Genomic DNA, 25,100 nt, shown 5'->3' on the forward strand with positions numbered 1-25,100 from the left:
CATGTCCACCGAAAACCTCAAGTACGGCGTCCATTCCGAAGCCGGCAAACTGCGCAAAGTGATGGTCTGCTCCCCAGGCCTGGCACACCAGCGGCTGACCCCAAGCAACTGCGACGACCTGCTGTTCGACGATGTGATCTGGGTCAACCAGGCCAAGCGCGACCACTTCGACTTCGTTACCAAGATGCGCGAGCGCGGCATCGAAGTGCTGGAAATGCACAACCTGCTGACCGAGACCGTGCAGATCCCTGAAGCTCTGAAGTGGATCCTCGACCGCAAGATCACCGCCGACACCGTCGGCCTGGGCCTGACCAACGAAGTGCGCAGCTGGCTCGAAGGCATGGAGCCGCGCCGTCTGGCTGAGTTTCTGATTGGCGGCGTGGCCGGCGAAGACCTGCCTGAAAGCGAAGGCGCCAGCGTGATCAAGATGTACCGCGACTACCTCGGTCACTCCAGCTTCCTCCTCGACCCGCTGCCCAACACCCAGTTCACCCGCGACACCACCTGCTGGATCTACGGCGGCGTCACGCTGAACCCGATGTACTGGCCAGCGCGCCGTCAGGAAACCCTGCTGACCACCGCCATCTACAAATTCCACCCACAGTTCACCAACGCCGAGTTCGAAATCTGGTACGGCGACCCTGACCAGGACCACGGCAAGGCCACCCTGGAAGGCGGCGACGTGATGCCGATCGGCAATGGCGTGGTCTTGATCGGCATGGGTGAGCGCACTTCGCGCCAGGCCATCGGCCAACTGGCGCAGTCGCTGTTCGCCAAGGGCGCGGTAGAAAAAGTAGTGGTCGCCGGCCTGCCCAAATCGCGCGCGGCGATGCACCTGGACACCGTGTTCAGCTTCTGCGACCGCGACCTGGTCACGGTCTTCCCGGAAGTAGTCAAAGAGATCGTGCCGTTCGTGATCCGTCAGGACAGCAGCAAGCCGTATGGCCTGGACGTGCGCCGCGAGCACAAGAGCTTCATCGAAGTGGTCGCCGAGTCGCTCAACCTGAAAGAGCTGCGCGTGGTGGAAACCGGCGGCAACGCCTTTGCCGCCGAGCGCGAGCAGTGGGATGACGGCAACAACGTGGTCGCGCTCGAGCCTGGCGTGGTCATCGGCTACGACCGCAATACCTATACCAATACCCTGCTGCGCAAGGCCGGGGTCGAGGTCATCACCATCAGTGCCGGCGAACTCGGCCGTGGCCGTGGCGGCGGCCACTGCATGACCTGCCCGATCATCCGCGACCCTATCGATTACTGAAATAGCCAGCACCCCGGCCGCGCTCACCAGGCGCCGGCCGGGTACCTCACCGAATCCAAGGAGAACTGTCATGGCGTTCAACATCCACAACCGCAACCTGCTCAGCCTGGAACACCACACCACGCGCGAGCTGCGCTACCTGCTCGACCTGTCCCGCGACCTCAAGCGCGCCAAGTACACCGGCACCGAGCAGCAGCACCTGAAGGGCAACAACATTGCCCTGATCTTCGAAAAGACCTCGACCCGCACCCGCTGCGCGTTCGAAGTGGCCGCCTACGACCAAGGCGCCAACGTCACCTACATCGACCCCAATTCGTCGCAGATCGGTCACAAGGAAAGCATGAAGGACACCGCACGGGTGCTCGGGCGCATGTACGACGCCATCGAGTACCGCGGCTTCAAGCAGGAGATCGTCGAGGAGCTGGCCAAGTTTGCCGGGGTACCGGTGTTCAACGGCCTGACCGATGAATACCACCCTACCCAGATGATCGCCGACGTGCTGACCATGCGCGAAAACAGCGACAAGCCGATCCACGACATCAGCTACGCCTACCTGGGCGACGCCCGCAACAACATGGGCAACTCGCTGCTGCTGATCGGCGCCAAACTCGGCATGGATGTGCGCATTGCCGCGCCCAAGGCGCTGTGGCCGCACGATGATCTGGTCGAACGCTGCCACAAATACGCCGAAGAAAGCGGCGCGCGCATCACCCTCACCGAAGACCCGAAAGCGGCGGTTAAAGGCGTCGATTTCGTCCATACCGACGTCTGGGTATCGATGGGCGAGCCAGTCGAAGCCTGGGGCGAACGCATTCAGCAACTGCTGCCGTATCAGGTCAACGCCGAGCTGATGAAGGCCACCGGCAACCCGCGGGCCAAGTTCATGCACTGCCTGCCGGCGTTCCACAACTCCGACACCAAGGTCGGCAAGCAGATCGCCGAGCAGTACCCGCACCTGGCCAACGGTATCGAAGTGACCGACGACGTGTTCGAGTCGCCGGCCTGCATTGCCTTCGAGCAGGCGGAAAACCGCATGCACACGATCAAGGCGATCCTGGTCTCGACCCTGGCTGATCTCTGACCGACCCGCTGGGCTGGCGTGGCCGCTGCTGGGTGAATTGCTGCTTGTCAGCACGTTCACGTGCAGCGGCCACGCCGTCTGCTCCTCTCTGCCAAAGGACACTTCACCATGCGTATCGTTGTTGCACTGGGCGGCAACGCCCTGCTCCGCCGAGGCGAGCCTCTGACCGCTGACAATCAGCGAAGCAACATCCGCACCGCCACCGAACAGATCGCCAAGATCCACCCCGGCAATGAACTGGTCATCGCCCACGGCAACGGTCCGCAGGTCGGTTTGCTGTCGCTCCAGGCCCAGGCCTACAAGCCGGACGAAGCCTACCCATTGGACGTGCTTGGCGCTGAAACCGAAGGCATGATCGGCTACATGATCGAACAGGAGCTGGGCAACCTGCTCGACTTCGAAGTGCCGTTCGCCACCCTGCTCACCCAGGTCGAAGTCGACGCCAACGACCCGGCCTTCAAGGACCCGACCAAGTTCATCGGCCCGGTCTACAGCAAGGAGGACGCCGAGCGTCTGGCCAAGGACAAGGGCTGGGTGGTCAAGCCTGACGGCGACAAATACCGCCGGGTAGTCGCCAGCCCGAAACCCAAGCGCATCTTCGAAATCCGTCCGATCAAATGGTTGCTGGAAAAACGCAGCATCGTGATCTGTGCCGGTGGCGGCGGCATCCCCACCATGTACGATGAAAACCGCAAGCTCAAAGGCATCGAAGCGGTGATCGACAAGGACCTGTGTTCGGCCCTGCTGGCTGAACAGCTGGACGCTGATCTGCTGGTCATCGCCACTGACGTCAACGCCGCGTATGTCGACTTCAACAAGCCCACGCAGAAGGCGATTGCCCAGGCTCACCCGGATGAACTGGAGCGGCTTGGCTTTGCCGCAGGCTCGATGGGACCCAAGGTGCAGGCTGCCTGCGACTTCGCCCGCAACACCGGCAAGGTCGCGGTGATTGGCTCGCTAGCCGACATCGAAGAGATCGTCAAAGGCACCGCCGGCACTCGGGTATCCACCGCCAAGCCTGGAATAAGCTACCGTTGATTGCAGTTGGCGGGTGCCGGTCGCCCGCCGTTTTCACACCTTTGCGAGGAGCTATCATGGCCAAGTTCGAGCCAGGTCACGTGCATATCGAGCGCATGGCGCTGCACAACCAGGATCACAGCTACGACCTCAACATCAATTACGAAGTGGCCACGGACCCCAAGGACGGCGCCGGCATCCAGTTTCGTATGCACGGCAGCATCGAAGGCAAGCCGGTCGAGGAGACGTTCTTTCTGGCCAAGGATCAGGTCCTGCCGAGCTTTCTCAGCATCGCCACGCGCAAGGCCCAGAGCTACATGCCGCAGCCGAAAAAATTCGAGAGCATGGGCTCGTCGCACAAAATCTATGACCTGATGTTTGAAGACATCCGCCAGAAGCTCGCGGTCAAATCCGGCGACTGCGTCAAGCCGGAGCACCTGGAATAGCCTCTACGGCGACAGTACCGCCGGCAGTTTTGTTGATGCACAAGGCTTGAAGCCTGAGGCGGGCGCGGCATACTGAGCGCCTCTGCGGCCACAGCCTTGTACGCTCCCCATGCGCATTCACGTCAGCTTCATCGACCGCGTCGGCATCACCCAGGAAGTCCTGGCCCTGCTCGGTGCCCGCCATCTCAATCTGGACGCCGTGGAGATGGTCCCGCCAAACGTCTACATCGACGCCCCGACCCTCAGCCCGGCGGTACTCGAAGAACTGCACGATGCCCTGCTGGAAGTGCACGGCGTGCAATCGGTGGAAGTGGTCGACATCCTCCCCGGCCAGCGCCGCCACCTGCAGCTGGACGCCTTGCTGGCAGCCATGAGCGACCCGGTGCTGGCCGTCGACAGCGCCGGCAAGGTGTTGCTGGCCAACCCGGCGCTGATCGCCCTGTGCGGGCGCGAGTCGGCCGGGCGTTCGGTTGGCGAGCTGTTCAAGGACCCGGCCCTGCTGCAGGCGCTGCTGGACAACAACTTCCACCTGCCGATGCGCGAGATGCAGTTCGACGGCCACAGCCTGCTCCTGGATGCCACGCCGATCACCCATGCCGGCGGCCTGCTGACACTGTACCCGCCCAAGCGTATGGGGGAGCGCTTGTCGGCGCTGCACCATGATCACGCCGAAGGCTTCGATGCGCTGCTCGGCGACTCGCCAGCCATTCGCACCCTCAAGGCCCGTGCCCTGCGCGTGGCGGCGCTGGATGCGCCGTTACTGGTGCATGGCGAAACCGGCACCGGCAAGGAGCTGGTGGCCCGCGCCAGCCATGCCCTGAGCAGCCGTCAGGGCGCGCCGTTTCTGGCTCTCAACTGCGCCGCATTGCCTGAGAGCCTGGCCGAGAGCGAACTGTTTGGCTATGCCCCGGGCGCGTTTACCGGCGCGCAGCGCGGCGGCAAGCCGGGGCTGATGGAGCTGGCCAACCAGGGTACGGTGTTTCTCGACGAAATCGGCGAAATGTCGCCGTACCTGCAGGCCAAGCTGCTGCGTTTTCTCAACGACGGCAGCTTTCGCCGGGTCGGTGGCGATCGCGAGGTCAAGGTCGATGTACGCATCATCAGCGCCACCCACCGTGACCTCGAGCGCATGGTCAGCGAGGGCAGCTTTCGCGAGGACCTGTTCTACCGCCTCAACGTGCTCAACCTGCAAGTGCCGCCGCTGCGCGAGCGCGGCCAGGACATTCTGCTGCTGGCGCACTACTTCATGCAGCAGGCCTGCACGCAGATCCAGCGCCCGACCTGCCAGCTCGCCCCAGGCACCCATGCAGCGTTGCTGGCCAACCCGTGGCCGGGCAACGTGCGCCAATTGCAGAACGTGATCTTCCGCGCTGCGGCCATCTGCGACAGCGACCTGGTCGACATTGGCGACCTGGACATCGCCGGCACCGCGGTGCGCCGAGGCCAGGACACCGAGGTGGCCAGCCTTGAGCAGGCAGTTGGCGATTTCGAGCGTGAGCTGCTGCAGCGCCTATACCCCAGCTATCCCTCGACCCGGCAGCTGGCAGCACGGCTGAATACCTCACATACTGCGATTGCTCAGCGCCTGCGCAAGTACGGGATCCCCGCCAAACCCTGAGGCTTGACCACTGGTCGCGTTGACCGCGCATGCACTCCAACTCCCGCGGATGAGCTCCTTCCAATAACAGGAGCCTTTCATCTCAACAGGAGTACCGACCATGCGCGATTACCCTACGCCACCGTTTCCGGCACAACCGCAGGACGTACCCGGCGAGCAGCAGAAGATGCAACCGCTCCCCGATTGCGGTGAGCACAGCTATAAAGGCAGTGGCCGCCTGCAGGGCAAGATTGCCCTGATCACTGGCGGCGACAGCGGCATCGGCCGCGCCGTGGCGATTGCCTATGCACGTGAAGGTGCCGACGTCGCCATTGCTTATCTGAACGAACACGAAGACGCCCAGGAAACTGCCCGCTGGGTCGAGCAGGCCGGTCGCCAATGCCTGCTGTTGCCGGGCGATCTGGCGCACAAGGCGGTGTGCTACGAAACCGTCGACAAAACGGTGGAGAAATTCGGCCGCATCGACATCCTGGTCAACAATGCCGCGTTCCAGATGTCCCACGAAAACCTCGAAGACATCACCGATGACGAGTGGGTGATGACCTTCGATGTGAACATCACTGCCATGTTCCGCATCTGCCAGCGCGCGCTGCCGTCGATGGCCAGGGGCAGTTCGATCATCAACACCAGCTCGATCAACTCCGATTCGCCCAAGCCGACACTGCTGCCGTACGCGACGACCAAAGGTGCGATCGCCAACTTCACCGCCGGGTTGGCGCAGATGCTTGGCAGCAAGGGCATTCGCGTCAACAGCGTCGCACCTGGCCCGATCTGGACACCATTGATCCCGGCGACCATGCCGGTCGAAGAGGTCAGCGAATTCGGTACGCAAACGCCGATGGGCCGCCCTGGCCAGCCGGTCGAAGTCGCCCCGATCTACGTGCTGCTGGGCTCGGATGAGGCCAGCTACATTTCCGGTTCGCGCTATGGCGTGACCGGCGGTAAGCCCATCCTGTAAACCCCGCAAAAAAAGCGGCGCGCATCCCGAGAGATGCGCGCCGCTTTTTCATTTTTACTTGCGCTGCTGGTCTTCCTGACGTGCAGTTTTCTGCGCGGTCGAATCATGCTCGGTGCCCGTCGAGCCGTCTGGCCGGCGTGCATCGTTGTCGCGCTCGGCTTCTCCGGCGGACTTGCTCGGTGTTTGTTGCTGGTGTTGTTTATCGGCGGGGTTGTGCATACATTTTTCTCCTAGCCTTTGCTGTAGTCGGGCGATACCGCAGAACCGCGTCATCTACCTATTGGGAGAAAAACGGTTAGAAATCGTGCCCTATTTTTATCAAAAAAAGACGAATGGTCGGGCAATGAACGTTCAAAAGTTGAATTCAACTAACGCTGCCGTAATCTTTAGCGCGCCGATTACCCGCTGCCGTTATGAGTGCGCCAACCTAACCAAACTGTAATGGCCCACTCACCCTCGCGTTAACTTCGCCTGGTTAACCTGCATGCGAGAGAAACCGCCGTTCCCGGCAGGTTGACGATAGCGAGGTTAATTATGAAACTGCTGAAGCGCATGGCCATGGCCAGCCTGCTGATTGGAATGACCGGCACCGCATATGCTGAAGGCGGGCATGAGCGCGCCAAGCAATTCAATAAGGATTTTCGGACTGAACAGGCACGACTTTGGGATAGCAAGTCGTTGCAGCAGGATGACAAACAAAAAGTTGCGCAACAGCAGAAACAGCCACGCACTGAAAGTAAGTAAGTTGTCATACCAATAACGGGGCCGCTGCGCGCCCCTTCGCGGCGGTCCGGCGTCCCGGTGAACCCGCTCCCACAGGGTTGTGAGTTAACTTATCAACCTGTGGGAGCGGGTTCACCCGCGAAGGGCCGCGCAGCGGCCCCGCTCTATTCAATCTTCAATAAAAAAACCCACAATCTGCATTGTGGGTTTTTTGTTGGGCAACTACTTCAAGCCTGCTCTACCTCATCATCACGCCGATGCACCCAGTGATACAGCGCCGGCAACACCAGCAGCGTCAACGCCGTAGACGACAGAATCCCGCCAATCACCACGGTCGCCAGCGGCCGTTGCACCTCAGCGCCGGTGCCGGTGGCCAAGGCCATCGGGATGAAGCCGAGCGACGCCACCAGCGCCGTCATCAACACCGGTCGCAACCGGGTCAGCGCTCCTTCATCCACGGCCAGCCTGACACTGCGACCCTCCTCACGCAGCCCACGGATGAACGCGATCATCACCAGTCCGTTGAGCACCGCGACCCCGGACAAGGCAATAAAGCCGACCCCAGCCGAAATCGACAGCGGGATATCACGCAGCCACAGCGCCACCACCCCGCCGGTCAGGGCAAAGGGAATCCCGGTGAATACCAGCAAGCCGTCCTTGAGGTTGTTGAACATCAAGAACAGCAAGGTCATGACCAACAGCAAAGCCACCGGCACCACGATCTGCAGCCGCTTGGCCGCCGACTGCAACTGCTCGAACTGGCCGCCCCAGCTGGTCCAGTAACCTGCCGGGATGGCGACCGTGCTGGCCAGGGTCTCGCTGGCCTGCGCGACGAACGAGCCAAGGTCACGCCCGCGCACGTTGGCGCTGACCACCACCACGCGCTTGCCGTTCTCGCGGCTGATCTGGTTGGGCCCCAACTGCAGGTCCAGGCTGGCCACCTGCGACAAGGCGATGAAGCCAATCTGCTGGGCCCCGCTGGCGGCGCTTGCCGGCACCGGGATCAACAGGCTGGACAGCCCGGCAACGTCGGTGCGCAAGGTCTCCGAGAGGCGCACCACCATGTCGAAACGGCGGTCGCCTTCATACAAGGTGCCAGCCTCACGGCCACCTACCGCGATGGCGATGGCGTCCTGCACAGCGCCCATGCTCAGGCCATAACGTGCGGCCTTGTCGCGGTCGATATTGATGGTCAGTACCGGCAAGCCGGTGGTCTGTTCGACCTTGACCTCGGACGCGCCTGGCACGCCCTGCAACGCCGTGGCGATCTTGGCCGCAGTGCGGTTGAGCACATCCATGTCATCGCCGAAAACCTTGACCGCAACATCACTGCGCACACCGGAGATCAGCTCGTTGAAACGCAACTGAATCGGCTGCGATAGCTCATAGTTGCTTCCCGGCACGCTGGCGGCTGCCTTCTGCACCTGGGCGATCAATGCCTCCCGCGACAGGCTCGGGTCGGGCCACTGACTCTGCGGCTTGAGCATGATGTAGGCATCGGAGATGTTCGGCGGCATCGGGTCGGAGGCGATCTCGGCGGTGCCGGTACGGGCAAATATCCGTTCCACCTCTGGGACCTGCTCAATGATGGCTTTTTCCAGACGCTGCTGCATGTCGACCGACTGGGTCAGGCTGGTGCCCGGCACACGCAACGCCTGCAAGGCCAGATCACCCTCGCTCAGGCTGGGGATGAACTCGCTGCCCATGCGCGTCGCCAGCACGCCGCTGAGCAGTACCACGATGAACGCCCCGGCGAAGGCAAACCGGCGATGCTCTAGCACCCAGCGCAGCACCGGCTGGTAGCCCTGGCGCGCGGTGCGCATGACCACGCCTTCCTCTTCCTTGACCTTGCCGGTGACGAACATGGCAATCGCGGCAGGCACGAACGTCACCGACAGGATCATCGCGCCGAGCAGCGCCAGCACCACGGTGAACGCCATCGGGTGGAACATCTTGCCCTCGACCCCGGTAAGGGCAAAGATCGGCAGGTACACCACCATGATGATCAACTGACCGAAGATCAACGGCCGGCGCGCCTCGCGGGCCGCCGCGAACACCTCATGGAAACGCTCGGTCTTGCTCAGCATGCGCCCGTGCTTGTGCTGGGCATGGGCCAGACGTCGGATGGCGTTTTCCACGATCACCACCGCGCCGTCGACAATGATGCCGAAGTCCAGCGCGCCCAGGCTCATCAGGTTGGCGCTGACCTTGTTGTTGAACATGCCGGTGAAGGTGAACAGCATCGACAGCGGGATCACCATCGCCGTGATCAACGCCGCGCGGATATTGCCGAGGAACAGGAACAGAATCACGATGACCAGGATCGCCCCTTCGATCAGGTTCTTCTTGACCGTGGCAATGGCTTTTTCGACCAGATTGGTGCGGTCATAGACGGTGACCGCCACCACGCCCTTGGGCAGCGTGCGGTTGATCTCGGCGAGCTTGCTGGCAACAGCTTGCGACACGCTGCGGCTGTTCTCGTTGATCAGCATGAACACGGTGCCGAGCACCACCTCACGGCCGTTCTCGGTGGCAGCGCCGGAGCGCAGTTCCTTGCCGATGCTGACTTCGGCGACATTGCTGACGCGGATCGGCGCGCCGCCAACGCTGCTGATGACGATGTTGGCGATGTCATCGACAGTGCCCACCTGGCCTGGTGCGCGGATCAGCAATTGCTCGCCACTGCGCTCGATGTAGCCGGCGCCAACGTTGCCATTGTTGCTTTCCAGGGCAGTCAGCAAATCATTCAAGGTCAGCTTGTAGGCAGCCAGGCGCTTGGGATCGGGCGCAATCTGGTACTGCTTGGCGTAGCCGCCAATGGTGTTGATTTCGGCAACCCCGGGCACGTTGCGCAACTGCGGTTTGATGATCCAGTCCTGGATCACCCGCAGGTCGGTCGGGGTGTAGGGCGTACCGTCTTCCTTCAACGCGCCAGGCTCGGTCTCGACGGTCCACAGGAAAATCTCGCCGAGCCCGGTCGATACCGGCCCCATGATCGCTTCGACGCCTTGCGGCAATTGCGCCTTGGCCACCTGCAGACGCTCGTTGACCAGCTGCCGGGCGAAGAAGATGTCGGTGCCGTCCTTGAAAATCACCGTGACCTGCGACAGGCCCGAGCGCGACAGCGAGCGGGTCTGCAGCAGCCCCGGCAGGCCGGCCATGGCCGTTTCCACGGCAAAGGTGATGCGCTGCTCGGTTTCCAGCGGTGAATAGCCTGGTGCGGCGGTGTTGATCTGAACCTGGACGTTGGTGATATCCGGGACCGCATCGATGGGCAGCTTCTGGTAGCTGTAGACCCCGACCGCAGCCATGATCAGCACCGAGATCATGACCACAATACGCTGCTCGATGGCGAATCTGATAAGACGTTCAAACATGGGCAATCTTCCTTTCGCGGCGCATCAGTGGCTGTGCTCGGCAGTGGCCTTGCCCAGCTCCGACTTGAGCGTGAAACTGCCACTGGCAGCGACCTCGACACCGGCCTGCAGGCCCGTGGTGATTTCCACATAACCGCCGTCACGCCGACCAAGGCTGACCGGGTGCGCCTCGAAGCCGTCGACGCTGCGCACGAATACCGCAGGCTGTGCTTCGAGGGTTTGCACGGCCGACTCGGGCACGGCCACGGCGACCTGGGCCGACTGCGCCGTGACCGCGATATTCACGAACAGGCCCGGGCGCCAGGCGCCCTCGGGATTGGTCAGGGTGACGCGCACGGTCGCCGCGCGGTTCTGCTCACCGAGCAGGCTGCCGACATAGCCGACCTTGCCGTCGACTTCGGCATTCATGTCTGGCGAGGACACTTTGACCGCGCGGCCGGTGGTGACCTTGTTCAAGTCACTGGGCGGCACCGCAAACGTCGCCCAGACCTGGCTGAGGTCAGACAGAATGAACGCGTTGGTGGCCTCGCTGACCACTTCGCCGACGCTCAGGTGCTTCTCCACCACCACTGCATCGAACGGTGCTCGCAGTTCGTAGCGGTTGCCGCCAGCGGCCCCGATGGCAGAGCCGATTGCGGCGATTTTCTGGCGGGCATTGGCCTGGGCAATCTCAGCCTCTTGCAGGGCCTGGCGCGCCTGCAGGTAGTCCTGCTCGGCAGAAATCTTGTCCTGCCACAACTGTTGTTCGCGGGTGAAGGTCAGCCGGGCAAGCTCCAGTCGGCGCTGGGCGGCCTGCTGTTCGCTGCGCAGGTCGGAGATCTGCTGGCTGGCGATCACCGCCAGAACCTGGCCCTTGCGCACCGCCTGGCCGAGATTGGCCTGCACGCTTTCGACCACGCCAGGCACCCGCGGCACCACGTGCGCGGTGCGGTCTTCGTCGAAGCGGATTTCACCCGGGAAGCTCACCACGGTGCCGAGCTGGCGTGGCCCTGCAGGGGCGAGGACGATGCCCGCAGCCTTGATCTGCTCAGCACTGAGGGTCAGCTTGCCCTCCTCTTCTCCATGGCCTGCTTCGGCGTGCTCGTCTTCAGCGCCTTCCTGGTGGTCGTGATCATCCTCGCCTGAGTTTTTGGCTGGCGTCGCCTGCGTCTCGGCATGGCCATGATCGTCATCCTTGCCATGGGCATCGGCGTGCTGCTCGGCATTCGAGCTCCAGAGCAGGCTGCCCAGGCCGAGGGCGGCCACGGCGGCAACCGCGAGGGCGATCTTGCGTGTGTTGTTCATTGCTACTCCTGCTGATCGTGGGCAGTGACGGGCTCAGCCGCCAGGTACCGAATAAAGCGTCTGGCCGCTCAACGCGCGGCAACGGCACCATCAAGGTCGCCGTAGATGCGTTCCACTTGCGCCCGGGCAGCACTGGCGGCGCCCAGCGAGTCGAGGTACTGGCCGCGTGCGGTGATCAAGGTGCGCTGGGCATCGAGCACTTCGATAAAGCCGAACTTGCCCATTTCGAAACCGCGGGTAGCGCTGTCGAGCGCCTGCTGGGCTGCCGGTAGGATGGTCTGCTCGTAGGTCTCGACCTCGTGCATTGCGCGGGTCCATTGCAGCAGCGCGGTCTGGGTTTCACTGCGCAGCCGCTGCTCGACCGCGTTGCGTTGGTCGCGCGCCTGATCGGCGCGGCGCGCCGCCGAGAGCACGTTGCCCTGGTTGCGATCGAACAGCGGCAACGGCATCGACAGGCCGACCACGTTGACCCGCTCGCGCACGGTGCGGTCGTATTGGCTGCCGACACTGACGGTGAGGTTGGGCACGCGCAGGGCCTTTTCCGAGCCAAGCGCGGCATCGCTCTGGTCGATCACGGCAAGCGCGTGGCGCATCTCGGCGGTCTGCTCGAGCCGGGCCAGCAGGTCGACGGAGGATGGCGGCAAGCCAGGCGACAGGCTCGGCGCATCCAGCCGCTGAACATCGGCAGTGGCGCTGCCGCTGATCAGGGCCAGGTTCTGGTAAGCCATGGCCTGTTCGGTTTCAGCCCGGCGCAACTGCAGGCGCGCTTCGGCCAGCTCGACCTGGGCGCGGGTCGCCTCGACCGGCGACGACTTGCCCGCCCGCACCCGGCCATCGACAACCTTCAGGCCGCGTTCGCCGAGCTGCTGCGACTGGCGCGCCAGATCGACCCCGACCTGCGCGCGCAGCGCGGCATGAAAGGCCTCTACAACATCGGCGCGCAGGCTGTTGACCTGACGCGCCAGCTCCAGCTGGGCGACGCTCTGGCCGTAGCTGGCAGCTTCGATGCGCGCACCACGCTTGCCACCCAGCTCCAGCGCCTGGCTGAGCGTGACCGTGGTCGTGCTGCTGTTGCGGTCAGTGTCTTCAACCTCGTAAGACAGCTCAGGGTTGGGCATGACCCCAGCCTGGTCACGCGCACCTTGAGCGATGCCGATTTCCTGGCGGGCAGCTGCCAACTGCGGGTTGGCCGCCATGGCCTGGGCCAGGGCCTGGGTCAAACTCAGGCCCTGGGCCAGTGCCGGCGCGGGCAGGCCGGCGCCGATCAGCGCGCAGACAGCCAGCAGCCGGCACGCCCAGGCTGGCTTGCTGATCAAGGTGGAACGGTTGAACCGGGGCACGGTAAGGGTCCTCTGCACACATTTCACTGAAACCTGGCAAGCACCCTGCGGCCGCCGCCAAGCCCTGTTGAATCAAGTGCAGGCACGCTAATGAACGGCAGCTATCAGCGCGGTGGCGGCAACATTACAATTTTGCAAGGAAGTGAATGCGGCGTAACTTTCCAGCGCGTCCCGTTGACGTGGTCGGGCAACAGGCAAATGACCAAATTGTAATGATCGGATTACCCTGCCGTTATCTTCTGACTGCAACGATATATCCAGCGCAAATATCCCTGCGCCGCCGAGGCAGATTTCATAAAAACAACCTTTGGCACACTAATAAAAACTGCCGTATCAGGGGAGCTCTGGATGAATGTCAAACTAGCGCTGTGTGTAGCGGCAAGTTCCGCGTTATCGGCAACTTATGCAGTTTCGGCTAACGCTGCTGACCAAGCCGAAGGTTTTATCGAAGGCAGTAGCCTGACCGTCCTCAACCGCAATTTCTATTTCAATCGGGATGATCGCAGCGCGGCAGCGCCCACTTACAACAGCGGCAAGGGCAATACCAACGGCTACTCCGAGGCCTGGGCCCACGCGATCATCAGCCGTTTCAGTTCCGGCTTCACCCAAGGTACAGTCGGCTTCGGTATCGACGCCTTTGCCATGCTCGGGCTGAAACTCGACACCGGCGACGGGCGCAACGGCGGCCGCAGCTCCTTCGACATCCTGCCTGTCGCCAGCAATGGCGAGGCCCGCGATGAGTACAGCAAACTCGGCGCTGCGGCCAAGGTGCGCCTGTTCGACACCACGGTCAGAGTCGGTGATGTGTTCCCGTCGACGCCAGTGGTGGCTGCCGGCGATTCGCGGCTGCTGCCAGAGAGTTTTCGTGGCGTCACCGTCGAGAACACCAGCATCGATGGCCTGACCGTGCAAGGTGGCCGCCTGCATGCAATGAGCCAGCCGGTCTCCAGCGACCTCAATGACAGCTTCGTCACGTTCTACGGCGGCGCAGTGGGCTCACCGTGGATCGGCTACGGCGGCGGTGATTACCAGGTCAACGACACCATCAGTGTCAGCGCCTATGCCAGTCAGTTGAAAGACGTGTGGAATCAGTACTACACCGGCATCAGCCTGAATTATCCGTTGAGCGATCAATTGGCGTTGATCGGCGGTGCCAATTACTACAAGGCTGTCGATCAAGGCAAACAGCGCCTGGGCGAATTCAACAACAACATCTGGAGCGCCAAAGTAGGCGTTCAATTTGGCGCGCATACGTTGGCCCTGTCACACCAGCGCAACAACGGCGACGACGATTTCGATTACCTGCGCCAGTCGGATTCGATCTTTGTCGACAACTCGATCCAGTACAGCGATTTCAACTCGCCGAAAGAGCGCTCATGGATGCTGCGCTACGACCTGGACATGGCCAGCTATGGGATCCCCGGGCTGTCGTTCATGACCCGTTATGCCCGTGGCAGCGGCGCGGACTACAGCAACGCCAACCGCTTCTACCTGCGTACTGACAGCAACGGCGACCCGCTCACCGAGCAGAAACGCTGGGAGCGCAACATCGAGGTCAAGTACGTGGTGCAGGCGGGCCCGGCCAAGGACTTGTCAGTGCGCATGCGCCAGGCCAACACCCGCGCTACCGCCTTTGAATCGGACCTGGATGAAGTTCGCCTGATCATCGAATACCCGTTGTCGATCCTGTAATACCGCAAGTTGTACCCATTCACCTTGAGTAGCCAAGCGCTCCTTTGGTAAAGGTGGATCTTTTGGCGCCCTGCTGGGCGCCTTTTTTTTGGCCACGCTCCACCTGCAAATACCGGATGGACCCGTATCAAGGCTTACACCTGCCACATTCGGGCCGCTCTGCGGCCCTTCGCGGGTGAACCCGCTCCCACAGATTGGACTGCGCTGCAAAACCCTGTGGGAGCGGGTTCACCCGCGAAGGGCCGCAAAGCGGCCCCTTTCCAAACACCACCGTATCGATTTCAACACACCGTATCGAATACGTTCCGACATGCCGAAGCGCCACATATGCAAGGGTTTGATACCTCTAAGCATTTCTACCCCACCCCGCCCGTATCGAAATCATTCCAATATCTGCCAACAATTAGCCCGAAATAAAATCAAGTCATTGAATTTATTCAATATTTTTCAATTGGCAACGTTATTGCTAACCAATCCTCAACCCAAGAGCGCGGAAGACCGCGCCAACGCCCTGTTTCCTTGAGGAATCCCCATGAGCGAATTGCGTTTCACTGAAGATCACGAATGGCTGCGCAGCGAAGCCGACGGCAGCGTCACCGTAGGCATCACCGCCTTTGCCCAGAACGCCTTGGGGGACGTGGTGTACGTGCAACTGCCTGAGCTGCAGCACTACGAGCAAGGCGCAGAAGCCTCCACCGTGGAATCAGTGAAAGCCGCCAGTGGCGTGTACATGCCGCTGACCGGTGAAGTGCTCGAGGTCAATCAGCAACTGGCTGACAACCCTGAACTGGTCAACGAAGACCCGTTGGGCGCAGGCTGGTTTTTCCGCTTCCAGCCGGCCGATGCCGACGCCGTGGCTAAACTGCTTGACCAGGATGCCTACGACCGCCTGATCAAAGCCAACGCTGACGCTTGAGGACCGACCATGACCAGTAACCTCGGCACTGCCGACGAATTCATCGCCCGCCATATCGGCCCGCGCACCGCTGACGAGCAGAGCATGCTCGCCAAGTTGGGTTTTGACAGCCTCGACGCCATGAGCGCCGCGGTGATCCCCGACAGCATCAAGGGCACCAGTGTGCTCGGCAGCAGCGACGGCCAGAGTGAAGCCGAGGCGCTTGCCGCGCTGAAAGCCATCGCTGGCAAGAACCAGCTGTTCAAAAGCCTGATCGGCCAGGGCTACTACAACACCCACACGCCTGCCCCGATCCTGCGCAACCTGCTGGAAAACCCGGCCTGGTACACCGCCTACACGCCTTACCAGCCAGAGATCTCCCAAGGCCGCCTGGAAGCCCTGCTGAACTTCCAGACCATGATCAGTGACCTGACCGGACTGCCGATCGCCAACGCCTCGCTGCTCGACGAAGCCACCGCCGCCGCCGAAGCCATGACCTTCTGCAAGCGCCTGTCGAAAAACAAGGCCAGCCACAGCTTCTTCGCTTCGCAGCATTGCCACCCGCAGACCCTCGACGTGCTGCGCACCCGTGCCGAGCCGTTGGGCATCGAAGTGGTAATCGGTGACGAGCGCACACTGGATGACACCAGCCGCTTCTTCGGCGCGCTGCTGCAATACCCGGCCAGCAATGGCGATGTGTTCGACTACCGCGAACTGGTCCAGCGCCTGCACGCCGGCAACGCCCTGGTCGCGGTGGCCGCTGACCTGCTGGCGCTGACCTTGCTGACCCCACCCGGTGAATTCGAAGCCGACGTGGCCATCGGCAGCGCGCAGCGCTTCGGCGTGCCGCTGGGCTTCGGCGGCCCGCATGCGGCCTACTTCGCCACCCGCGATGCATTCAAACGCGATATGCCAGGCCGCCTGGTCGGCGTGTCGATCGACCGCTTCGGCAAGACCGCCCTGCGCCTGGCCATGCAGACCCGCGAGCAACATATCCGCCGCGAGAAGGCCACCAGCAACATCTGCACCGCGCAGGTCCTGCTGGCCAACATCGCCGGCATGTATGCCGTTTACCACGGCCCGGCTGGCCTCAAGCGCATCGCCGAGCGTACTCACGCGCTCACCGCAATTCTCGCCGCTGGCCTGCAGCAACTGGGCGTCACCCTGCAGACCCAGGCGTATTTCGACACGCTGACCCTGGCCACCGGCGCAACCACCGCCGCCCTGCACCAAAAGGCCCGCGAGCAGCGCATCAACCTGCGCCAGATCGACGCCGAGCAACTGGGCCTGTCGCTTGATGAAACCAGCACCCAGGCTGACGTCGAAGCACTCTGGCAGCTATTTGCCGGCGAGCAGTCGCTGCCTGACTTCGCCGCCCTGGCTGCGGCCGATGAGTCTCGCCTGCCAGCAGCGCTGCGTCGGCAGTCGGCGATCCTCGAACACCCGGTGTTCAACCGCTACCACAGCGAAACCGAGCTGATGCGCTACCTGCGCAAGCTGGCCGACAAGGACCTGGCGCTGGACCGCAGCATGATCCCGCTGGGCTCCTGCACCATGAAGCTCAACGCCGCCAGCGAAATGATCCCGGTAACCTGGGCCGAATTCGGCAACCTGCACCCGTTCGCCCCCGCCGAGCAAAGCCAGGGCTACCTGCAGATGACCAACGAGCTGGAGGCGATGCTCTGCGCTGCCACCGGCTATGACGCGGTGTCGCTGCAACCCAACGCCGGCTCCCAGGGCGAGTACGCCGGCTTGCTGGCGATCCGTGCCTACCACCGCAGCCGTGGTGACGCGCACCGCAATATCTGCCTGATCCCGTCGTCGGCACACGGCACCAACCCGGCTACCGCGCACATGGCGGGTATGCGTGTGGTAGTGACCGCCTGCGATGCACGCGGCAACGTCGACATCGCCGACCTGCGCGCCAAGGCCGTCGAGCACCGCGAGCAGCTGGCAGCGATCATGATCACCTACCCGTCCACCCATGGCGTGTTCGAGGAAGCCATCGGCGAAATCTGCGCGATCATCCATGACAACGGCGGCCAAGTGTACATCGACGGCGCCAACATGAACGCCATGGTCGGCCTGTGCGCGCCGGGCAAGTTCGGTGGCGACGTCTCGCACCTAAACCTGCACAAGACCTTCTGCATCCCCCACGGCGGTGGCGGCCCGGGCGTCGGCCCGATTGGCGTCAAGTCACACCTGGCGCCGTTCCTGCCCGGCCACGCCGCGCTGGAAAACACCACCGGTGCGGTCTGCGCCGCGCCGTTCGGCAGCGCCAGCATCCTGCCGATCACCTGGATGTACATCCGCATGATGGGTGGCGCTGGCCTGACCCGCGCCTCGCAGATGGCCATCCTCAACGCCAACTACATCGCCCGCCGCCTGGAAGAGCACTATCCTGTGTTGTACACCGGCAGCAATGGCCTGGTGGCGCACGAGTGCATTCTTGACCTGCGCCCGCTCAAGGACAGCAGCGGCATCAGCGTCGATGACGTGGCCAAGCGCCTGATCGACTACGGCTTCCACGCCCCGACCATGTCGTTCCCGGTGGCCGGCACGTTGATGATCGAGCCGACCGAAAGTGAATCGCGGGAAGAACTGGACCGCTTCTGCGATGCCATGATCAAGATTCGCGAAGAGATCCGCGCCGTCGAAAACGGCTACCTGGACAAGGATGACAACCCGCTGAAGAACGCCCCTCACACCGCCGCCGAGCTGGTCGGTGAATGGGCCCACGGCTACAGCCGCGAGCAGGCGGTGTACCCGCTGCCAAGCCTGGTTGAAGCCAAGTACTGGCCACCAGTGGGTCGGGTCGACAACGTGTTTGGTGATCGCAACCTGATCTGCGCCTGCCCGTCGATCGAGAGCTATCAGGACGTCTGATAGCCGCCTCGCCCGCCTCCACTGGAGGCGGGCGCACCCGACAGCCAGGCCTGTTCCGAGGAGCAATCCATGTCCCTGAGCGTGTTCGACCTGTTCAAAATTGGCATCGGCCCCTCCAGCTCACACACGGTTGGGCCGATGCGCGCGGCCGCGCGCTTCGCCGAAGGCCTGCGCCGCGACGGCCTGCTGAGCCAGACGACCAGCGTCAAGGCCGAGCTGTATGGCTCGCTCGGTGCCACCGGCAAGGGCCACGGCAGCGACAAGGCGGTGCTGCTCGGCCTTGAAGGCGCCCAGCCCGACAGCGTCGATACCGACAGCATCGCCCCGCGTCTGCAGGCTATTCGCAGCAGTGGCCGGCTGTGCCTGCTCGGTGAGCACGAAATCGCCTTTCACGAAAAGCAGCACCTGGCGATGATCCGCAAGCCGCTCGACTATCACCCCAACGGCATGATCTTTCGCGCCTTCGACGAGGCCGGTTTGCAGTTGCGCAGCCGCGAGTATTACTCGGTTGGCGGCGGCTTCGTGGTCGATGAAGAAGCGGCCGGGCACGACCGCATCGTCGAAGACCGCACCGTCCTGGCCTACCCGTTCACCACCGGCAAACAGTTGCTCGCCCATTGCAGCGCGCAGCAGCTTTCGTTCAGCCAGGTGATGCTGGCCAACGAAGCGGCCTGGCGACCGGAACAGGAAACCCGGGACGGCCTGCTGCGGATCTGGCAGGTCATGCAGGACTGCGTCACTGCCGGCTGCCAGCACGAAGGCATCCTGCCTGGAGGACTCAAGGTCAAACGCCGTGCGGCGGCGCTGTACCGTCAGCTCAGCCAGCACCCGGAAGCCAGCCTGCGCGATGCCTTGTCAGTGCTCGACTGGGTCAACCTGTATGCACTGGCGGTCAACGAAGAAAACGCCAACGGCGGGCGCGTGGTCACAGCGCCCACCAACGGTGCCGCCGGGATCATCCCGGCCGTGCTGCACTACTACATGCGCTTTGTGCCCGGTGCCAACGAGGACGGCGTGGTGCGGTTCCTGCTGACCGCCGCAGCGATCGGCATTCTGTACAAGGAAAACGCGTCGATTTCCGGCGCCGAAGTCGGCTGTCAGGGCGAGGTCGGCGTAGCCTGTTCGATGGCTGCCGGGGCGCTGTGCGAGGTCATGGGCGGCACTGCCCAGCAAGTCGAGAACGCCGCCGAAATCGGCATGGAGCACAACCTCGGGCTGACCTGCGACCCGATTGGCGGGCTGGTCCAGGTGCCGTGCATCGAGCGCAACGCGATGGGCTCGGTCAAGGCGATCAATGCCGTGCGCATGGCCTTGCGCGGCGATGGCCAGCACTTCGTCTCGCTCGACAAGGTGATCCGCACCATGCGCCAGACCGGCGCCGACATGAAAAGCAAATACAAGGAGACCGCCCGCGGCGGTCTGGCCGTCAACATCATCGAATGTTGATCTGAACCACTCTCAAGGAGTCACCGATGTCCGAAGTACAGCTGCACAAGACCCCGCTGCACGCGCTGCACCTGGAACTGGGCGCGCGCATGGTGCCGTTCGCCGGTTATGACATGCCGGTGCAGTACCCGCTCGGCGTGCTCAAGGAACACCAGCACACCCGCGCCCAGGCCGGTTTGTTCGACGTCTCGCACATGGGCCAGATCCGCCTCAGCGGCAGCGCTGCGGCGCAGGCGCTGGAAACCCTGGTACCGGTCGACATCATCGACCTACCAGTCGGCATGCAGCGTTATGCGATGTTCACCAACGACGCTGGCGGCATTCTGGATGACTTGATGGTGGCCAACCTGGGCAACGATGAGTTGCTGCTGGTGGTCAATGCTGCCTGCAAGGAGCAGGACCTGGCGCACCTGCGCCAACACCTCGAAGGCCAGTGCGAGATCCAGCCGCTGTTTACCGAGCGTGCGCTCCTGGCCCTGCAAGGCCCGGCCGCAGCAACGGTGCTGGCGCGCCTGGCGCCAGAGGTGGCGAGCATGACCTTCATGCAGTTCCGTGCAGTCAAGTTGCTCGGTCTGGACTGCTACGTCAGCCGCTCGGGTTACACCGGCGAAGATGGTTACGAGATTTCGGTACCGGCCGAAGGTGCAGAGCTGCTGGCCCGGCGCCTGCTGCAAGAGCCTGAAGTGCAGGCCATCGGCCTTGGCGCGCGGGACTCGCTGCGCCTGGAAGCCGGCCTGTGCCTGTATGGGCATGACATGGACAGCGCGACCACACCAATCGAGGCCAGCCTGCTCTGGGCCATATCCAAGGTACGCCGCGCCGACGGCGAACGTGCCGGTGGCTTCCCCGGTGCCGAGCAGATCTTCGCCCAGCAGCACCAGGGGGTGGCGCGTAGACGGGTCGGTTTGCTGCCGCAGGAACGGACTCCGGTGCGTGAGGGCGCCGAGATTGTCGATGCCTCAGGCAAGGTAGTCGGCAAGGTCTGCAGCGGCGGCTTCGGTCCGACCCTGGGAGCACCGCTTGCGATGGGCTACGTGGATCTCGCCCACACCGCACTCGACACTCCCCTGAGTGCGGTAGTGCGGGGTAAGAACGTGCCATTGAAAGTCAGCAAGATGCCTTTCGTTGCGCCACGTTACTACCGCGGCTAAGCCGGCCTGCTTATTCGATTTCGAACCTGTTCGATAACCTTTTGAAAATGGCGCCAGCCCAGGCGCCATGGTATCTGGAGCACTATTGAACAGTGCGCCCGAGATCCTCTTGGTGGGTGCTATGCGAGGGCTTGTCATGGTCGCAAAAGTTGGCGTACATTCAGCCCACTGTGTTTGCATGGGTCGCAATTGATCGTGACTTGGGCCAGTAGCCGCGGTCCGCTACAACCCGTTCGACGACGCTTGGTTTCCTGCACTACAGCGTAATTTTGCCGACTGCCTGCACCAGCAGTGCGCGGTTATCACCCTCTAGAAGATTCATGGGAAACAAGACAATGGCTCAGCGTCAGAACGGTACCGTCAAATGGTTCAACGATGAAAAAGGCTACGGCTTCATCACCCCGGAAAGCGGCGCGGACTTGTTCGTGCACTTTCGCGCAATCCAGGGCGACGGCTTCAAGAGCTTGAAAGAAGGCCAGAAGGTCAGCTTCGTGGCAACTCAGGGGCAAAAAGGCCTGCAAGCTGATGAAGTGCAAGTAATCGCCTGACAACTGATATAAAAAAGCCCCCGCATTGACCTGCGGGGGCTTTTTTACGCCTGCAATTTCATAGAATGCGCTTTTGGCCTGACGAGTTGCCTGCATGCCCAAGCACACCCTGCACCCCCAAGGCGAGTTCCCACCCGCCGGCCTCGGGCGCCGACTGGCGGCGATGTTCTACGACTTCCTGCTGTGCACGGCACTGCTGATCGTCACCGCCGGGGCGTACAAGCTGATCCAGATGTCGATCATTGGCCAGGACCGCATGCGCACCCTCACCGACGCCGGCGCGCTGGATGGCGACCCGCTGCTGTCGACGGTGCTGCTGTTCGCGCTGTTCGGTTTCTTCGCCAAATTCTGGACCCACGGCGGCCAGACCCTGGGCATGCAAGTATGGGGCGTACGCGTACAGAACCCCGACGGCAGCGCCATCAGCCTGTGGCAGGCGCTGTTGCGTTTTGTCGTGTCGATTGCGTCGTGGCTGTGCCTGGGTCTGGGCTTTGTCTGGGCATTGTTCGACAAACGCAAACGCGGCTGGCATGACATCTATTCGCAGACGGAACTTGTGAGGGTGCCAAAGCAAAAGAAGTGATTCTGGGCCGTTGAAAACATAGCAGCCACGCCACTCACGCTCTGCGCCAGCGTAGCGAGGCGTGCCCTTGATCTTGATCTGCTTTTGATCTTGATCCACCGGCGACTCAGAAGGCCGAGCGCAGGTCTTGCGAAGGGAGGTGCCGGCCATGGATGGCCGGCAAGCGCTGCGGCCCAGGATGGGCCGTACAGCGCGGTCCTCACGGGAGCAAGACCGGAGCGAGGGAACCCCGCAGCGCAGCGAAGGGGCCGGATGTGGAGCCAAGCCCTTTTTTGGTTACGTTTTTGGGGCGTTTGCCAAAAAAGTAACTCGCCGTAAAGGCGAAAGGGGCCCGATCAGCCACCAAAAAAGCCGCATAAGCTCACATTCCCACATCCCAGCCAGATCACCCAGCCCGACGCAGTAACCAAACCCCAGCCAACGCACAAATACCAGCCGGCAACAGCACCGCCAACAACGGCGGGAAGCCAAACACCTGACTAGAAGGCCCCAGCAAATCCTGAGCAATCTTGAAGGTGAACCCAACCAGCACACCGGTAAACACCCGTTGCCCCAAGGTCACCGACCGCAACGGCCCAAAGATAAACGAGATCGCCATCAACACCAGCGCCGCCGTCACCACCGGTTGCAACACCTTGCCCCAGAACGCCAACCAGTAACGCGCATTGTTCAGCCCCTGATCAGCCAGGTAATGGATGTAATCCCACAACCCGGTAATCGACAGCGACTCAGGCGCCAACACCACGGTATTGAGCAGCTCAGGCGTAACCGACACATCCCAACGCTCTTCCGGCGCCTTGATCACCTCAGTGTGATCCCCGCGGAAGTGCGTAGTAGTGACGTCATTCAGCTGCCAATGATCAGTGCTGTAGGTAGCACGACGAGCAAAGCTCGAGGTGATGATCTTGCGCTCGGCATCAAAGCGATAACGGGTCACACCCAACAACAAGCCATTGGGCTGCACCGAGTTGATGTGCACATACTCATCACCCTGCCGGTGCCACATACCGCGCTTGGAGCTCTGCGCCTCACCGCCACCCTGAGCAAGCGACCGCTCGGCCTGCCCCTTGTTCTCCGTCACCGGCGCGATGTATTCGCCGATCAACAGACCAACCAGCATCAGTACCAGCATCGGTTTCATCACTGCCCAGACGATGCGCCCGATGGACACGCCCGCCGCACGCATGATGGTCAGCTCGCTGCTGCTGGCCAGGCTGCCAAGACCGATCAGGCAGCCGATCAAGGCCGCCATCGGCAGCATCTCGTATAGCCGCCGCGGCGCGGTCAGTAACACGAAGTAACTGGCGTCGAGCACGCTGTAGGTGTCGCTCAGGTCACCCATCTCATCGATGAAGGCAAACAGCGAAGCCAGCCCGAGAATGATGCCGAGGACCGCCAGAATGGCCACCAGCACGCTCATGCCGATATAACGATCAAGCTTGGCCACGGGTCACCTCCGCGCGCCGTGCAGCCTGTTTCAGACGCATCGGTTCCCAGTACATCAGGCCCAGGCCGATGAGCAGGAACAACCCGTGCACCCACCACATGCCCAGGGCCATTGGCAGCTTGCCCTTCTCGAGGGCGCCGCGTACGGAAATCAGCATTGTCAGGTAAGCCATGTAGAGAAGAATCGCCGGCAACAGTTTGAGGAAGCGCCCTTGGCGTGGGTTGACCCGCGACAGCGGCACCGCCATCAGGGTCACGATGAATACCAGCAGCGGCAGCGACAAGCGCCACTGCAGCTCGGCGCGCTCACGCAGGCCCGTCTGGCCGAACAGCTCGGAAGTCGGGATGGCTTCACGCTCGGTGACTTCTTCGCTGACCTCAGGCTTGGGCAGCAATACGCCATAGGTGTCGTACTTGATCGCGCGGTAATCGGCCTGGCCGGGGTTACCGTCGTAGCGATAGCCGTTTTCCAGCACCAGGTAGCGGTTGCCGTCGGCCTGTACTTCCTGGTGGCCCTTTTCAGCCACCAGCACCGAAGGCGCGCGGTCCTTGGTCTTGTCCTGATTGAAGCGCTTCTCGGAGATGAACACGCCACTGAGGTTGACGCGGTCGTCCGACAGTTGCTCGGTGTAGGTCACCCGCGAGCCGTCACGCAAGGTCTGGAAACGCCCAGGCACCAAGGTATCGAACTCGGTCAGCGCATCCTGCTGAGAGATGATCTGCTGCACCTGCGCGACGCCCTGCGGGGCCAGGCTCAGGCTCAGCCAGGCCACCAGCAGTGCCACCAGCGCAGCCGGTGCCAAGGTCATGGCGAGCAGACGCTGCTGGCTCATGCCGGTGGCAGACAGCACGGTCATTTCGCTTTCCAGGTACAGCCGGCCATAAGCCAGCAAGATACCCAGGAACAGCCCCAATGGCAGGATCAACTGCAGGAAACCCGGCAGCCGGAAGCCCATGATCAGGAACAGCACGCTCGGGTCAAGAACCCCCTGTGCGGCCTGCGCCAGGTATTTGATGAAACGCCCGCTCATGATGATCACCAGCAGCACAGCGCTGACGGCGCTCAAGGTCAGCAGGACCTCGCGGGACAAATAACGAAAGACGATCAAACCAGACACTCCTGGGTTGTCAGGGGCGGACGCCAAACAATGGCTTCAGACAGCCAAGACCAATGCCGGTTCGCCAGGGGCGAACCTCCATGTAAAGTGCGCGCATTATCCTGTGATTGCCCTCGCCTGTCACTTGGCTACGCATCAGCGCAGACATCGGGGTTGTCAGCACGCTTGCGCGAGGCTCAAACTGGCAGCTTTCCTGCTGGCACGCGAGTACGCGGCCAGGCTCGCATCGAGCG

20 protein-coding genes are annotated in these 25,100 nt (G+C 62.5%); 14 read left to right on the forward strand and 6 right to left on the reverse strand.

The window, feature by feature from the left end:
* Position 1: 1 nt before the first annotated feature.
* From arcA to M2396_RS14670, 6 genes are all read left to right on the forward strand, one after another.
* Positions 2–1,258: an arginine deiminase gene (gene arcA / locus M2396_RS14645; RefSeq protein WP_150572047.1), complete on the forward strand. Its 1,257-nt coding sequence runs from the start codon at positions 2–4 to the stop codon at positions 1,256–1,258.
* 70 nt (positions 1,259–1,328) lie between these two features.
* On the forward strand, positions 1,329–2,339 hold the full coding sequence (locus M2396_RS14650; protein WP_101316942.1) for an ornithine carbamoyltransferase: 1,011 nt from the start codon (positions 1,329–1,331) through the stop codon (positions 2,337–2,339).
* A 108-nt stretch (positions 2,340–2,447) separates the two neighbouring features.
* Positions 2,448–3,377, forward strand: coding sequence for a carbamate kinase (gene arcC / locus M2396_RS14655; protein WP_101316940.1), 930 nt, complete (start codon positions 2,448–2,450; stop codon positions 3,375–3,377).
* Between the two features lie 56 nt (positions 3,378–3,433).
* On the forward strand, positions 3,434–3,802 hold the full coding sequence (locus M2396_RS14660; RefSeq protein ID WP_103436212.1) for a DUF5064 family protein: 369 nt from the start codon (positions 3,434–3,436) through the stop codon (positions 3,800–3,802).
* A gap of 109 nt (positions 3,803–3,911) precedes the next feature.
* Positions 3,912–5,420 (forward strand): sigma-54-dependent transcriptional regulator, encoded by a 1,509-nt coding sequence (locus tag M2396_RS14665; RefSeq protein WP_101316936.1) that lies wholly within the window; start codon positions 3,912–3,914, stop codon positions 5,418–5,420.
* 100 nt (positions 5,421–5,520) lie between these two features.
* A complete protein-coding gene (locus M2396_RS14670; protein ID WP_259075698.1) occupies positions 5,521–6,378 on the forward strand; it encodes an SDR family oxidoreductase in 858 nt (285 codons plus the stop codon).
* A gap of 54 nt (positions 6,379–6,432) precedes the next feature.
* Here the strand turns inward: M2396_RS14670 and M2396_RS14675 are convergent, their stop codons facing one another.
* Entirely contained in the window at positions 6,433–6,597 is a 165-nt protein-coding gene (locus M2396_RS14675; RefSeq protein WP_191622787.1) for a hypothetical protein, read from the reverse strand.
* 315 nt (positions 6,598–6,912) lie between these two features.
* On the opposite strand from M2396_RS14675, the gene M2396_RS14680 reads away from it, so the two are divergent.
* The gene (locus tag M2396_RS14680) at positions 6,913–7,122 is read left to right on the forward strand and encodes a hypothetical protein (protein ID WP_259075700.1); all 210 of its coding nucleotides are present in this window, start codon (positions 6,913–6,915) and stop codon (positions 7,120–7,122) included.
* A 206-nt stretch (positions 7,123–7,328) separates the two neighbouring features.
* Here the strand turns inward: M2396_RS14680 and M2396_RS14685 are convergent, their stop codons facing one another.
* From M2396_RS14685 to M2396_RS14695, 3 genes are all read right to left on the reverse strand, one after another.
* Positions 7,329–10,478 carry an efflux RND transporter permease subunit gene (locus tag M2396_RS14685; RefSeq protein WP_259075702.1) on the reverse strand — a complete coding sequence of 1,050 codons (3,150 nt, stop codon included), beginning with the start codon at positions 10,476–10,478 and terminating at the stop codon, positions 7,329–7,331.
* Positions 10,479–10,502: 24 nt separating this feature from the next.
* Positions 10,503–11,762, reverse strand: a complete 1,260-nt coding sequence (locus M2396_RS14690; RefSeq protein ID WP_150571078.1) for an efflux RND transporter periplasmic adaptor subunit — start codon at positions 11,760–11,762, stop codon at positions 10,503–10,505.
* 68 nt (positions 11,763–11,830) lie between these two features.
* Positions 11,831–13,102 carry a TolC family protein gene (locus tag M2396_RS14695; RefSeq protein ID WP_259075705.1) on the reverse strand — a complete coding sequence of 424 codons (1,272 nt, stop codon included), beginning with the start codon at positions 13,100–13,102 and terminating at the stop codon, positions 11,831–11,833.
* 348 nt (positions 13,103–13,450) lie between these two features.
* On the opposite strand from M2396_RS14695, the gene M2396_RS14700 reads away from it, so the two are divergent.
* From M2396_RS14700 to M2396_RS14730, 7 genes are all read left to right on the forward strand, one after another.
* Positions 13,451–14,794, forward strand: a complete 1,344-nt coding sequence (locus M2396_RS14700) for an OprD family porin (protein WP_259075707.1) — start codon at positions 13,451–13,453, stop codon at positions 14,792–14,794.
* Between the two features lie 532 nt (positions 14,795–15,326).
* On the forward strand, positions 15,327–15,710 hold the full coding sequence (gene gcvH / locus M2396_RS14705) for a glycine cleavage system protein GcvH (protein WP_101316925.1): 384 nt from the start codon (positions 15,327–15,329) through the stop codon (positions 15,708–15,710).
* Between the two features lie 9 nt (positions 15,711–15,719).
* A complete protein-coding gene (gene gcvP / locus M2396_RS14710) occupies positions 15,720–18,575 on the forward strand; it encodes an aminomethyl-transferring glycine dehydrogenase (RefSeq protein WP_259075709.1) in 2,856 nt (951 codons plus the stop codon).
* Positions 18,576–18,644: 69 nt separating this feature from the next.
* Positions 18,645–20,021, forward strand: a complete 1,377-nt coding sequence (locus M2396_RS14715) for an L-serine ammonia-lyase (RefSeq protein WP_259075711.1) — start codon at positions 18,645–18,647, stop codon at positions 20,019–20,021.
* Positions 20,022–20,047: 26 nt separating this feature from the next.
* Entirely contained in the window at positions 20,048–21,172 is a 1,125-nt protein-coding gene (gene gcvT / locus M2396_RS14720; protein WP_101316918.1) for a glycine cleavage system aminomethyltransferase GcvT, read from the forward strand.
* A gap of 335 nt (positions 21,173–21,507) precedes the next feature.
* Positions 21,508–21,720, forward strand: a complete 213-nt coding sequence (locus tag M2396_RS14725) for a cold-shock protein (RefSeq protein WP_259075844.1) — start codon at positions 21,508–21,510, stop codon at positions 21,718–21,720.
* 94 nt (positions 21,721–21,814) lie between these two features.
* A complete protein-coding gene (locus M2396_RS14730; RefSeq protein WP_101316914.1) occupies positions 21,815–22,303 on the forward strand; it encodes an RDD family protein in 489 nt (162 codons plus the stop codon).
* A 385-nt stretch (positions 22,304–22,688) separates the two neighbouring features.
* Here the strand turns inward: M2396_RS14730 and lptG are convergent, their stop codons facing one another.
* Positions 22,689–23,750: an LPS export ABC transporter permease LptG gene (gene lptG / locus M2396_RS14735; protein ID WP_101316912.1), complete on the reverse strand. Its 1,062-nt coding sequence runs from the start codon at positions 23,748–23,750 to the stop codon at positions 22,689–22,691.
* The gene (gene lptF, locus M2396_RS14740; RefSeq protein ID WP_101316910.1) at positions 23,737–24,858 is read right to left on the reverse strand and encodes an LPS export ABC transporter permease LptF; all 1,122 of its coding nucleotides are present in this window, start codon (positions 24,856–24,858) and stop codon (positions 23,737–23,739) included. The genes lptG and lptF overlap by 14 nt, the downstream gene beginning before the upstream one ends.
* Between the last annotated feature and the right edge of the window lie 242 nt (positions 24,859–25,100).

The organism is Pseudomonas sp. BIGb0278 (assembly GCF_024809895.1).
Lineage (GTDB): Bacteria > Pseudomonadota > Gammaproteobacteria > Pseudomonadales > Pseudomonadaceae > Aquipseudomonas > Aquipseudomonas shirazensis.

Coding starts and splice junctions, on each gene's coding strand:
- M2396_RS14690 (WP_150571078.1), bottom strand. CDS start 11,762: ATGAACAACACACGCAAGATCGCCCTCGCGGTTGCCGCCGTGGCCGCC.
- M2396_RS14680 (WP_259075700.1), top strand. CDS start 6,913: ATGAAACTGCTGAAGCGCATGGCCATGGCCAGCCTGCTGATTGGAATG.
- M2396_RS14660 (WP_103436212.1), top strand. CDS start 3,434: ATGGCCAAGTTCGAGCCAGGTCACGTGCATATCGAGCGCATGGCGCTG.
- M2396_RS14665 (WP_101316936.1), top strand. CDS start 3,912: ATGCGCATTCACGTCAGCTTCATCGACCGCGTCGGCATCACCCAGGAA.
- M2396_RS14730 (WP_101316914.1), top strand. CDS start 21,815: ATGCCCAAGCACACCCTGCACCCCCAAGGCGAGTTCCCACCCGCCGGC.
- gcvH (WP_101316925.1), top strand. CDS start 15,327: ATGAGCGAATTGCGTTTCACTGAAGATCACGAATGGCTGCGCAGCGAA.
- M2396_RS14725 (WP_259075844.1), top strand. CDS start 21,508: ATGGCTCAGCGTCAGAACGGTACCGTCAAATGGTTCAACGATGAAAAA.
- arcA (WP_150572047.1), top strand. CDS start 2: ATGTCCACCGAAAACCTCAAGTACGGCGTCCATTCCGAAGCCGGCAAA.
- M2396_RS14675 (WP_191622787.1), bottom strand. CDS start 6,597: ATGCACAACCCCGCCGATAAACAACACCAGCAACAAACACCGAGCAAG.
- gcvT (WP_101316918.1), top strand. CDS start 20,048: ATGTCCGAAGTACAGCTGCACAAGACCCCGCTGCACGCGCTGCACCTG.
- M2396_RS14685 (WP_259075702.1), bottom strand. CDS start 10,478: ATGTTTGAACGTCTTATCAGATTCGCCATCGAGCAGCGTATTGTGGTC.
- M2396_RS14715 (WP_259075711.1), top strand. CDS start 18,645: ATGTCCCTGAGCGTGTTCGACCTGTTCAAAATTGGCATCGGCCCCTCC.
- M2396_RS14670 (WP_259075698.1), top strand. CDS start 5,521: ATGCGCGATTACCCTACGCCACCGTTTCCGGCACAACCGCAGGACGTA.
- arcC (WP_101316940.1), top strand. CDS start 2,448: ATGCGTATCGTTGTTGCACTGGGCGGCAACGCCCTGCTCCGCCGAGGC.
- M2396_RS14700 (WP_259075707.1), top strand. CDS start 13,451: ATGAATGTCAAACTAGCGCTGTGTGTAGCGGCAAGTTCCGCGTTATCG.
- gcvP (WP_259075709.1), top strand. CDS start 15,720: ATGACCAGTAACCTCGGCACTGCCGACGAATTCATCGCCCGCCATATC.
- M2396_RS14650 (WP_101316942.1), top strand. CDS start 1,329: ATGGCGTTCAACATCCACAACCGCAACCTGCTCAGCCTGGAACACCAC.